Annotated in this window: 9 protein-coding genes; 3 read left to right on the forward strand and 6 right to left on the reverse strand. The window is 36.3% G+C overall.

The features are described from left to right. Positions 1-3: 3 nt before the first annotated feature. From EPU_RS04460 to EPU_RS04470, 3 genes are read left to right on the forward strand one after another with little or no spacing between them, the layout of a single operon-like run. Positions 4-3,021, forward strand: coding sequence for a glycoside hydrolase family 2 TIM barrel-domain containing protein (locus tag EPU_RS04460; RefSeq protein ID WP_010167157.1), 3,018 nt, complete (start codon positions 4-6; stop codon positions 3,019-3,021). Continuing rightward, positions 3,018-5,345, forward strand: a complete 2,328-nt coding sequence (locus tag EPU_RS11545; protein WP_010167158.1) for a glycoside hydrolase family 2 TIM barrel-domain containing protein — start codon at positions 3,018-3,020, stop codon at positions 5,343-5,345. The genes EPU_RS04460 and EPU_RS11545 overlap by 4 nt, the downstream gene beginning before the upstream one ends. Before the next feature lie 39 nt (positions 5,346-5,384). Then, on the forward strand, positions 5,385-7,037 hold the full coding sequence (locus EPU_RS04470) for a glycosyl hydrolase family 28 protein (protein ID WP_010167159.1): 1,653 nt from the start codon (positions 5,385-5,387) through the stop codon (positions 7,035-7,037). A gap of 38 nt (positions 7,038-7,075) precedes the next feature. Here the strand turns inward: EPU_RS04470 and groL are convergent, their stop codons facing one another. The 6 genes from groL to EPU_RS11550 form a co-directional block, all read right to left on the reverse strand. After that, positions 7,076-8,710 carry a chaperonin GroEL gene (groL, locus tag EPU_RS04475; RefSeq protein WP_010167160.1) on the reverse strand — a complete coding sequence of 545 codons (1,635 nt, stop codon included), beginning with the start codon at positions 8,708-8,710 and terminating at the stop codon, positions 7,076-7,078. 24 nt (positions 8,711-8,734) lie between these two features. Beyond that, positions 8,735-9,019 (reverse strand): co-chaperone GroES, encoded by a 285-nt coding sequence (gene groES / locus EPU_RS04480; protein WP_010167161.1) that lies wholly within the window; start codon positions 9,017-9,019, stop codon positions 8,735-8,737. Between the two features lie 88 nt (positions 9,020-9,107). After that, positions 9,108-9,977, reverse strand: coding sequence for a DNA-3-methyladenine glycosylase family protein (locus EPU_RS04485; RefSeq protein WP_010167162.1), 870 nt, complete (start codon positions 9,975-9,977; stop codon positions 9,108-9,110). Positions 9,978-10,037: 60 nt separating this feature from the next. Further along, positions 10,038-10,640, reverse strand: coding sequence for an NUDIX hydrolase (locus tag EPU_RS04490; protein ID WP_010167163.1), 603 nt, complete (start codon positions 10,638-10,640; stop codon positions 10,038-10,040). A 62-nt stretch (positions 10,641-10,702) separates the two neighbouring features. Continuing rightward, the gene (locus EPU_RS04495) at positions 10,703-12,403 is read right to left on the reverse strand and encodes a hypothetical protein (protein WP_029488020.1); all 1,701 of its coding nucleotides are present in this window, start codon (positions 12,401-12,403) and stop codon (positions 10,703-10,705) included. Positions 12,404-12,545: 142 nt separating this feature from the next. After that, positions 12,546-12,881: a hypothetical protein gene (locus EPU_RS11550; RefSeq protein ID WP_010167167.1), complete on the reverse strand. Its 336-nt coding sequence runs from the start codon at positions 12,879-12,881 to the stop codon at positions 12,546-12,548. Positions 12,882-12,911 lie beyond the last annotated feature (30 nt).

Below are 12,911 nucleotides of genomic sequence, written 5' to 3' on the forward strand. Positions count from 1 at the left end.
ACTATGAAATTAGATAAATATTATGAAAATCCTGATATATTGCATATTGGAACTGAAAAAGTTAGAGCATACTATATACCTCTAACACCCGAAGGGGAGTCTCGACTGATTGACCTGAATGGATCTGATTGGAGATTTAAATGGTTTCACAATATTTTTGATGTTCCAACAGAACTCAAAGACGGCATATTGGAAGATGCGGATACGATATCCGTGCCAAGTTGCGTAAATATTTTGGGATATGATAGGCATCAATATTCTAATTTAGAAATTCCGATTCCTTTTGATCCRCCATATGCACCAATTGAAAATCCTTGTGGAGCATATGTTAAAACTTTTGAGATCGACGACTTAAATGAACTGTACTATCTCAACTTAGATGGTGTGGATTCTTGCTTTTATTTATGGGTGAATGGAAAATTTGCAGGATATAGCCAAGTTGCACATGCGACAAGTGAGTTTAATGTCACTAAATTTTTAAAGGTGGGTCAAAATACTATAAGCATTTTGGTCTTGAAGTGGTGTGATGGCACATATTTTGAGGACCAAGATAAATTTAGAATGACTGGAATATTTAGAGATATCTACCTTTTAAAGAGACCTGCAAATCACGTTCGCGACTTTTATATCAAAACGGCAATAGCACCGGTAGCAGCAATAGATCTGACCATTCAGGACTATGCTGGTGTAGTGGAGGAACTGAAATTTGAACTTTATTCTCCAGACGGAACGCTCTTGAAAACGGATGCGATAAGCGACGCAGCAACGATCAAAGTGGAAGATGCCCTGTTGTGGACTGCAGAAACGCCATACCTATACACATTGCGGCTTATTTCAGCAGAAGAAATTATCGAGCAAAAAGTAGGTATTCGAGTTATTGAAATAAAGGACGCCGTGCTGTATCTAAATGGGCAAAACATTAAATTTAAAGGTGTGAATAGACATGACAGCGATCCTTATACAGGTTTTTGCATAACCAAAGAGCAATTGCTAGTGGATTTAAAATTGATGAAGGAGCATAACATCAATGCGATTCGCACGAGCCACTACCCCAATTCGCCTTGGGCATACGCGCTGTATGATGAATATGGATTTTACTTGATAGCAGAAGCGGATATAGAAACYCATAATACCGTTCACCTATATAATGGTGGCAGAACCAATTATAATTACGATGATCAAATTATTAAAAGCAAGACATTTGGTTTATTATGTACTGACCCGAGCTATGAAAAAACCATTTTGGACAGAGTCGAACGATGCGTAGTGCGAGAAAAAAATCATCCCTGCGTTATAATGTGGTCGCTTGGAAATGAATCGGGATATGGTCCAAATATGGAAAAGGCTGCCGCGTATATACACGAGCTCGATAGTGATTTTGTGATTCATTATGAGAGTAGCATATATGAAATGCCAGATCATACCAATGACCTCTCAAACATTGATGTTTATAGCCGAATGTATATGCCGGTAGATAAGGTCGAAAACTATTGTAAGAACAATCCGCAAAAGCCGCTGGTGCTTTGTGAATACAGTTGCGCTATGGGCAATGGTCCTGGAGATTTAGAAGACTATTTTGAAAAGATTTATGAATACCCATCGTTTGCGGGAGGATTTGTGTGGGAATGGTCTGATCATGCGATATATGAAGGAAAGACAGAACAGGGCAAGGAGAAGTTTTKGTTTGGAGGAGATTTTGGAGAGTTTCCTCATAGTGGCAGCTTTTGTATAGATGGGCTAGTTTACCCAAATCGTAAGCCGCATACCGGATTATTTGAATATAAGAATGTAGCACGACCGATTAGAATGACTCAAGATGCTGATGCTGAAGAGACAACTTTTATCTTTACTAACACCATGGATTTTCTAAATTCAAAAGATATTCTCGAAATCAAGTGGGAATTATTTTTGGATCATGAAAAAGTGCAAGAAGGCATTATAGATCAAAATATATTACCGCATGAAAGCATCTCTGTCGTTGCAGCAGATCTAAATTGGAAAGAAAAGCCATTAATAGCAGCAGATATGTATGTGATTTTCAAATATATCAAAACAGAAACAACCAATACGCTGCCTGCGGGATTTGAATTTGGATTTGATCAGTATATAATCCAAACGGTTTATCGAAACTTTGCAGGAGATGGTACGCAAAATATTATTGAGGAATCTGAAGACGAAAAAATTTTAGTGGTCAAGTCTGATGCCAACGAATATGTATTCGATAAATTAAGGGGAACAATAACGAATGTTACAGTCGATGGCAAAAGCTTTTTTGAGAAGCCATTAGAAATTAATATTTGGCGTGCACCTGCAGATAACGATAAGCGATTTGCACAGCACTGGAAAACTGCGGGGTATGATAGAGTAACGACTAGAGTATACGAATGTGCTGCAGAGCAAAAGCAAGGATATACTGAAGTGGTCTTTAAAATGGGTGTAGGAGCATTGGCTATCCAGAATTTTATTGCGCTTGAGGTTCGATACCTGGTTCACAACAATGGTGTACTAACGATTATTATGGATGGCGAACGTGATGATGGATTTCCAGTATTACCTAGATTTGGCGTGAGAATGTTTTTGGCAAAGAATTTTGAACAAGTTGAATATTTGGGAATAGGCCCGCATGAAAGCTATATCGATAAATGTCGTTCTAGCTATTACGGAAAGTTTGATGCCACTGTGACAGAGTTGCATGAAGACTATATTGTGCCGCAAGAAAATGGTAGTCACTGCGGTTGTTCATATATCTCAATTAGCGATCAAACCTATAGTATTTTAATAGCAGGCAGTTCCCTGGTCTTTAACGCATCACATTATAGTGCAGAAATTCTGGAGCGCACATGCCATAACTTTGAATTAGAAGAAAGTCCATACACTGTCTTATGCATCGATTCTGATATGAATGGGCTAGGATCTAGTAGTTGTGGTCCGTTGCTAATTGAGAAGTATAGATTAAGCAACACTAGATTATATTTTAATACGCAATTTAAATTTATAAGAAATGAGGAAAGTAGTTCATGAAATATGGTTGGAAATTTATACGAGAAGATGTACAGGATGCTCATTTAGAACATTTTGACGATGCGAATTGGCGAGAAGTGAGAATACCGCATGACTATGCTATTGAAGGACCATTTCACCCGGACAATGATAAGCAGGTGAGCGAAGTTATTGCAGACGGAATAATTAGACCTATCGTGCACGTTGGAAGAACAGGTGCGTTGCCTATAGCCGAAAAAGCATGGTATAGAAAAAAGTTTTTTGTACAAGCGAATACTAAAAAAGTATTTTTGGAATTTGATGGAATAATGAGCAACAGCACGATCTATGTTAACAGCCTCAAATATCAAGGCAGAGTGTATGGATATTCGTCATTTAGTGTTGACATCTCTGATGCGGTAAAATTTGGTGCGGAAAATACTCTTGCAGTATCAGTATCGCCCGAAGATACTTCATCCAGATGGTATACTGGTGCAGGAATTTATCGTGCAGTTCGACTTGTAGAAAAAGCAGATCATTATTTTCCGTATTGCCCACTGAGAGTGACGACAGAAATTAGAAATAACAAAGCATTTATCGATCTAGAAGCTAGCATTGTGAATCCAAGCCAAGATGTAGAAGTGGAATTTGTTGTGACTGATCGCGACGGAATGGTGGTGGGATCTAGTCGAAAACGTTGTTATATAGACAGTGTATACGAAGTTTTTAAATTAAATAGCTATAGGTGCTGGGGAATTTGGAATTCGTATCTATACACTGTAACTGCGAAGATATTTATCGATGGCAAAGAAGTTGATTGCTATAGCACGCGATTTGGCATCAGAACTATTGAATTTGATAGCAACAAAGGTTTTATAATTAATGGGGCAGTCACAAAAATAAAAGGAATTTGTATGCATCATGATTTGGGGGCATTGGGAGCAGCATTTAATAAGTATGCAGCAGAACGGCAAATCGAAAAGCTAATTAAAATGGGAGTAAATGGATACAGATGCGCACACAATCCTCCGGCTCCAGAAGTGTTAGACTTATGTGACGAGTATGGTCTTGTAGTAATGGATGAAGCCTATGATGAGTGGCAAATGAAAAAAGTTAAAAATGGTTATGGTAAGCACTTTGATAAGTGGGCTAAGCAAGATTTAGTGGATATGATTAGAAGAGATAGAAACCATCCGAGTGTCATTATGTGGTCGATAGGCAATGAAATTTTGGAGCAGAGAGAGGAAGATGGATATAAAGTTGCGAGGTATCTTCATAGAATTTGTAAGCAAGAGGATCCAACTCGCCCGACTACTGCAGGACTCAGCATGACAGAGGATGCGTTTAGAACTGGTATCGCATTTGAAGTCGACTTAGCTGGAATCAATTACAAGCCGCATCTGTATGAACAATTGCATCTAAAATATCCTGATGTAATTTTGTATGGCAGCGAAACGGGATCAACAGTGAGTACGCGAGGCTATTTTGAAAAAAGGGCTACTATAGAGCATCCGATAAAGCCAAAAGAAAACTTAAAAGAATCGTCGTTTGATCTGGGGTCGCCTAATTGGGCATATCCTTATGAGCGAGAATTTTTGGCTCAGGATCAATATCCATTTGTTTTTGGAGAGTTTGTGTGGACCGGGTTTGATTATATCGGAGAACCYACGCCGTATCGCAATCATTTTCCTGCTCGGAGTTCATATTTTGGAATTTATGATACTGCAGGTATGGAAAAAGATAGAGTATATTCATTTAAGAGTAAATGGACTGATGAAAAGTTTATCCATCTGATGCCACATTGGAATTGGACGGAAGGTGACATTGTTGATGTTCACGCATATTCGTCTTGTAGTAAAGTAGAATTATTTTTAAACGGACGATCTTTGGGCATTGCCAAAAAGAATTCGAAAGATGAAACTAAAAGTCACAGATTTGTGTGGGAGAAAGTTCTATACGAGCCAGGAGAATTGCTAGCGGTATCTGTTGACAATCCTTCCATTAAGTCGTGTATAAAGACGGCGCAAGAACCCACTACCGTATTGGTTGAACCGGAAAAAGTTTCCATTTTTGCCGATGGAGACGCATTGTGCTATATCAAGTGTACTATTGTGGATAAGCAAGGAACCGTATGTCCTTGTAGCGATATTCAACTCAACTTTTCTGTAACAGGACCTATCGAATATATAGCAGCAGATAGCGGATATCAAGCAGATGAAAGAACATTTGGTGAGCCGTATTGTAAAACATTGAGTGGCAAATGTATGGTTATTATTAGGAGTATAAAAGACACGCCAGGGACAGGGATGTTGACTGTTTCTTCAGAGCTTGGAGAACAAACAGTAGAAATTGATACAGTGTTGTAAAAGATTTTAGATGATGAGGAATTTATATTGGAGGAGATTATGAAAACTATAAATGTAACGCAAGAAATGATTGCTAATTCGAGGCTTGGAGATTTCACACACTATATTAACGAGCTGATAGAAGCGGTAGAAGACGATACCGTCATCAATATCGAAAAGGGGCACTATGATTTACGCACAACATATGCTCGTAATGAACTTTGCTATATTTCGAATAATGATTCTGGGGTAAAAAGTCTGGCATTTGCAGTATATAACAAAAACAATATAGTTATCGATGGAAATGGATCTAGCTTAAACGGCGTAGGCAGAATACTTCCRTTTTATGTTTTTAACTGTAAAAACGTAACTATTAAAAACTTTGAAATCGACTTTCAACGAGCATTTACATCTCAAGGAGAAGTACTAGAAGCATCTAAAAACGAGGTTACCTTAAAAATCGATAAAGCTGAATTTCCATATGAAATAAGGCAAAATACTATAAGATTTATGGGCGAAGACTATAAGAGTGATTTTGTAAAGGGGATGTTAGAGTTTTACAAAGGCAACAATCGTCCTGTTGCAGACGCATTTGATAACAGTGTGCAAGGTGGGTTGCCGGCCGAAGAAATAGAAGAGGGAGTTGTTAAGATATTTAGCAGATTTAGAAAAATTCCAATGGTAGGAAATATTCTTACTATTAAGCACGAAGAAAGGTTAGTTCCGGCAGTGACAATCGATAGAAGCGATACAGTAAAAGTGGAAAATTTAAGAATTAAGCAATCCGGAACAATGGGCGTTGTGGCGCAGCTTTCCAAAGATATTACAGTATCCAAAATAGACATTTCACCTAGCAACACTAGAGTCTTCTCGACCAATACTGATGCGACACACTTTGTAAACTGCCAAGGTACTGTTATTGTGGAAAATTGCAAACTAGAAAGTATGTTTGATGATGTAATTAACGTGCACGGCAATTATTTGAGAGTAGCAAAAGTGTTTAACGATAAATGCGTATTGTTAGAGATACCTCACTATCAGCAGTATGGATTTTTCAATCTACTAAAAGGCAATAAAATTTCGATATGTGACCAGCCAACTATGCTAGAGTTGGGTTATTCGGCAGTTGCAGATTTCAAGAAAATAAACAACAAATACTATGAGGTCAGTTTAACAGATGCATTTGATTTTGAAGAAGGGCAAACTTACTGCGTAGATAATTTGTCGATGTACCCTAAAGTTATTTTCAGAAATAATGTTTGTGGTAAAAATAGGGCTAGAGGGTTAATTCTTACTTCGACCAAGGAAACTATTGTAGAAGGCAATATCATAGATAGCGAAGGCTCTGCAATCAAGGTCAATAGCGACATGAGCAACTGGTACGAATCTGGAGCAATCTCAACACTAATTATTAGGAATAACAAACTGACTCGCAAAAACCATGGCAACTGGGGAGAGGCTCTTATCGATATTGATCCAAAAATGAAAGAGCAAGTAAATGGAAAATTTTATCATGGCGAAATGATTATAGAAAATAATGAAATTTCCCTCGATGAAAGTCCTCTTTTCTACGGTTATAGCTTCAAAAAAGTTACTATTCAAAATAATACTATTAATATGCAAAAAGATTTGTCAGAAGATTTTTATATTCAAACAGAAAATTGCGGAGAAGTAGTTGTAAAAGAAAATACTATCTGCAAAACAAATCGCTAAAATAAAAAAGCTCCCTAAATTTCAGGGAGCTTTAATTTTTACATCATTCCAGGCATTCCGCCCATTCCCATTCCAGCGCCACCCATAGCAGGTTCATCAGCTTTAATATCAGCTACGATACACTCGGTAGTTAAGAACGTCGCTGCAACAGAAGTAGCATTTTGTAACGCACTTCTAGCGACTTTAGTAGGATCAATGATTCCATCTTCAAGCATGTCAATATATTTTTCGGTTAAGGCATTAAATCCTTTGCCATCTTCGAGCGCTTTTACATCGTTTACAATAACAGCAGGTTCTAGACCAGCGTTTGCAACAATTTGTGCCAACGGCGCCTCTAGTGCTTTCAATATAATTCTAACTCCTGTTTTTTCTTCAGCAACAGTAGAATCGAGAAGTTTTGCAACATCCTTTAACACATGAATATACGCCGCACCACCGCCAGGAATGATACCTTCTTCTACCGCAGCTCTGGTTGCCGCTAACGCATCTTCCATACGAAGCTTTTTCTCTTTCATTTCTGTTTCTGTCGCCGCACCAACTTTAATTACTGCAACACCTCCAGCAAGTTTAGCAAGACGCTCTTGAAGTTTTTCACGATCAAATTCTGAAGTGGTCTCATCTAATTGGCGACGAATTAAATTTACTCTAGCCGTAATATCAGATTTTTCACCAGAACCATTAACAATAACAGTGTACTCTTTGCTAACTTTAATGCTTTCTGCACGACCTAGTTGATCTACAGTAGTTTCAGAAAGGTTTAGGCCAACTTCTTCAGAAATCACTACACCACCTGTTAGAGTTGCAATATCTTGAAGCATTTCTTTTCTTCTATCACCAAAACCAGGAGCCTTAACTGCGATACAATTGAAAGTTCCGCGAAGTTTGTTTACGACTAAAGTCGCAAGAGCTTCTCCTTCAACATCTTCTGCAATAATTAATAGTCTCGCACCTGTTTGAACAATTTGTTCTAATATTGGAAGAATTTCTTGGATGTTAGAGATTTTTTTATCAGTAATCAAAACGTAAGGGGTGTCAAGAACAGCTTCCATTTTGTCTGTATCTGTTACCATATAAGGAGATAAATATCCACGATCAAATTGCATTCCCTCCACAACATCAAGCTCTGTAGTCATGGTTTTTGATTCTTCGATAGTGATTACACCATCATTTGAAACTCGCTCCATAGCGTCTGCAATCAAGGCACCTACTTCATCGTCACCAGCCGAAATAGCAGCGACGCGAGCAATGTGGTTTTTGCTTTCTACAGGCTTGCTAAGTGCCTGAATGCTCTCAACAGCCGTATTTGTCGCTTTTTGCATTCCGCGTCTAATTATAATAGGGTTTGCGCCTGCAGCAACATTTTTAAGTCCTTCTGTTATCATGGCTTGAGCCAAAACTGTTGCGGTGGTGGTGCCGTCTCCAGCTACATCATTAGTTTTTGTAGAAACTTCTTTTACAAGTTGAGCACCGATGTTTTCAAACGGATCATCTAATTCTATTTCTTTTGCAATAGTTACCCCATCATTTGTAATAAGAGGTGTACCATAAGATTTATCTAAAACAACGTTGCGTCCCTTAGGTCCCAAAGTTACTTTTACTGCGTTAGCAAGTTGATCCACTCCTGATTGTAGTGCCACTCTTGCATCTGTTCCAAATTTCATTTGCTTTGCCATGTTAAAATTCTCCTTCGTATATAACTATTCTATTACTGCTAAAATATCTTTTTGACTAACAACAACATAGTCTTCTTTGTCGAGAGTAACTTCATTTCCAGAATATTTTGAATAAATTACTCTGTCTCCAACCTTAACTTCCATTTCGATTTTTTTGCCATCTTCAACAGTACCAGGTCCTACTGCAATAACTTCTGCTTCTTGAGGTTTTTCCTTCGCAGCTCCTGTTAAAATGATTCCTGATTTAGTTTTTTCTTCGGCTTCTAGGTGTTTTAAAACAACACGATCGCCAAGTGGCTTTAATTTCATTTGTAATTCCTCCTAAAAATTTCTTTGTTAGCACTCCTGTGTTAAGAGTGCTAATTACCATTGTATTATAATATAATCACAGTAAATGTCAAGTATCTTTCGCATTTTTTTTGAATAAGTTATTTTCTCTTGCATAAAAAAATAAATATTGTTGMGCAAAACCAGCTAAATCTTTGAAAGTGTTTTTAGCAAAGGTATCAATCGCTTCAAGCTTTGTTTCTTCTTGATTAAAATAAAATCCTTCTACTACACGTTTGATCCAAACGTCTGTTGGAAACACATCTGTTCGATAATACGCAAACAGTAATACGCAGTCGGCAATTTTTTTGCCCACGCCCTTAATTTTCATAAGTTGTTTTCTGGCATCGGCTGTTTCCAGACTGGCTATGCTTGTTAAATCAACTTCTCCAGAGCTTAATTTATCTATAGCATCTTTGATATAGGCAGCTCGAAATCCAACTTTACACTCCGATAAATCATCTATTGTCGCTGCTTGTAATTGAGCTAGGGTTGGAAATGCGTAGTAAGTTTCGCTAGATATTTCTTGAAAAATCGGTTGTCCAAAACGCTCAGCGATGTTGTTTATACACTGCTTTATATGTGGTATTGCTTTATTTTGAGATATGATAAACGAGATAAGCATTTCAAATGGATCTTGCTTCAAAATTCTGATGCCACCACCAAATCGGATGGCATTGTTCATATGAATATCTATTTCACAAAGTGTGTCTTTTATAATTTTATAGTTAGTATCTAGATCTAAATAATTTTTCCAAAATAAATTAAACTCATCCAGGGTAGTATTTTCAATAAAAAGTTGGTCTTCCCGTTGAGAAATATTAACTACTTTATCTTGCACAATAATGTTAAAATTATCAGGCTCAATTTTATAAAATCTAAAAATTTGTCCACATTCTAGAGTTTGAGTAATATTAAAATCGGTAATCTGAATTTCCATGTTTTTTCCTCTATAAGTTTATTTCTTATAAGTATTAACATTTTTTTGGAATTTAAAACACTATTTGAAAAAATTATCATAGATTCCATTAATAAAGTTACTTAAAATGAGATAAAACTTGACATCCATCTTGGTATCGCTTGCTAATATTTCTTTGGCTTGCTCTTTATTAACAAGGTACGGAGTAATATCTTCGTCGGGCTCTAAATGATCTGTCGAAACGTCTCCGGAACAGGTACAAAATACTAATGCAATAGATTCATCTGTCATTCCGGGAGTCAGATATAATTTATCACCATATGGCTCTTGTAATATTTGATCGAGATCTAATCCGGTTTCTTCTTTCAATTCACGAACAGTAGTGGTGGAAATAGTTTCGCCTGGATCTATAAGCCCTGCTGGAAGTTCGTAGATATAATCATTTATAGGCAATCTAAATTGTTTTATACACACCAAACTTTTACTTGCAGTATGAAACGCTACTACAACAACTGCATCTGCAGCATCTACGGTTTTTTCAAAGAAAATTTTGTGTAACTCGGCAGCAGTTTTTCGCGTTGCGAGCATCCAGCTTTTTTGATTGCCTTTTTTATTTTGATAAACTATGTCATACATGCTCAAATATCTGGTTTTTACTAATTCTTTTAATTCTAATATTTTCATATTATTCTCTCCTTTATTCACAAAAAGAAAACGGATACAAAATATCCGCCCGCTAAATATAATTATTTGTTTTGTATAAATTTTTTGACTTCTTCAACATTATAATGAGGTGTTTTGGCATGGATAATTGCACTACAATTGTGACATACAGGGATTAAATCTTTTTCTGGATCTACATTCAAATTATCCCAATTTTTTTCTTTTGATTTTGTGTTATATACATCCATCAAATGTTCAAACTTATCTCCGTAGGTATATCCATAATCCATTCCACAAATTTCACAACTTGCACCGTAATATTCAAGGCATTCTTGTTTTAAGATATTCCATTTTGCTTTTGCTTCTTCTTCCTTTTTCAATTCTAAATCATTAGCTTTGGTAGGCGATTTTATTTCGAATGGTTTACGTTGCATTTTTTGAAGTGCAGAAGATGCTGGTGTATCAAAAGATCCAGATAGCATTCGTTCAATTTGCGCAAGTTCTTCTAAACTTGGTTCTTCCTCAAATTCTACGTCATTTTCATTGTCGTCTGCGAAAAAATCTTCTACAAAAGCGTCGAGTTTCTCATCATCGTTTAAGTCATCATTAAGAAAACCTTTTTTAGGTGGGTTAATTGATTTTTCTTTTGATATATCTTTTTTTCCCCGAACTAAACTAAGTGAAGGAATATTATTTGAATCTAAATTGTTATCTATGTGCCCTATTGATCCTATTTCATGTTTATGGGAAATTACAGCATTTTTTTCAGCCTGGCTTAAAAGTCGAGTATTGTTTTTAAGTTGGCTAAGAGTATTTACCTTAGATAGATTTTTATCCAGAGTATTTTCAGTAATCGGAGTTATCTCATCATCAGTAAAACCGTGTGAAATTTTTTCGGTAATAGCATTTTGATATGTCCTGTTGATAGCAGCAGATCGRTCGYGGTCTCTGGAATCATCGCGAGCCAATCTGTCGGCAGCCCGATCAATAGCCGCAGCTCGATCGTCAGGTTCATCGCTTGTTTCAAATCCTACAATTTCACTTATAGCTGCGTATAAATTCGGATTCAATACCAAATCAAAATGTTGATTATCCTTGAAATTTCCTAATAATAAAATGTTCCACCAGAGTGCCTCACCTTTGTCAGATGTGGGTACTTCTATTTTAACATGCGGCTTAATTTTTTTAGCAAGCATTGTGAGAATTTCTTTATAAGCATATTTTGTTTCACCCAATGATTCGTACGTGATTCTAGTTTTGCCTAAGTTATACATTTTCAAAATTAATTCTTTGTTCTTTAAAGTAAATATCTTGTCATTTAGAAATAAATTTTTCCATTGTGCTTTAGAAATGTTAACAAGTTCAGTGTAATATACGTCATTAAAACTATTGGATTTAGTTAGCATATTTTCACTCCCCTCTTCTATTACATCAGCAAATCGTAATGGTTGCTCTTTTTGAATTTCTTTAGGGATTTCCTTGGGTTTGTAATTATATTCCTCTAAACGCTTGGCACAAAATTTTCTTATCTCTGACGATACAATTTCTTGATACTTATCCTGTAGTAGTAGTACTTCTATGGATAAATCAAGTCGCCCAGCTTCCCAAAGTGCCGAAAAATCATGGGTATAGGACGGGGTATAAATATATTTTAATGCAGCTTGATAGCCACCATATTCATTAATATATTTAAGTAAATTCTGGGATTTGTATCTAATTTGAGTGCTTATTTTTTTATATAAAATAAGCATTTCCTTGCTAAATAATTCTTTTAATCTATCCATCTTTACTCCTTTAGTGTGTTCTTAATTATATTATAATACAATTCGCTAAAAAAATTCGTACTTTTAAGTAAATTAACTATTTTACAATATATTACTTTTTGCAAAAGAAAGGCTACCAAGATTATTGGTAGCTCCCGAAATATTACTCTTCATCGTTATCAAAGTCAAAGTCATCGCCATCGTCAGAATTCTTGATTTCAAGGTATTCTACATCATCATCTAAGTCGTCGTCTAAGTCGTCATACATATTGTCTTCATCGTCATCCAAATCGTCGTCGAAGTATTCGTAATATTCTTCGATATCTTCGTCTTGTTTAGATTTAATGTAGAGAATGATGGCAATTAAACCCGCTAGGACTGTTACACCAAAGATAATAAATCCGCATTTTCCACATTTTGCGGGTTGCTCAATACCTAACTTATCTTTAGCATCTTTGACAATCTTATCAACAATCTTGTCCATTTCTCTTTTGCTCATACAGTATCTCCTTCTAAAAATATTTACTAT

It is taken from the genome of Candidatus Epulonipiscium viviparus, assembly GCF_000171335.1.
GTDB lineage: Bacteria > Bacillota > Clostridia > Lachnospirales > Cellulosilyticaceae > Epulonipiscioides > Epulonipiscioides viviparus.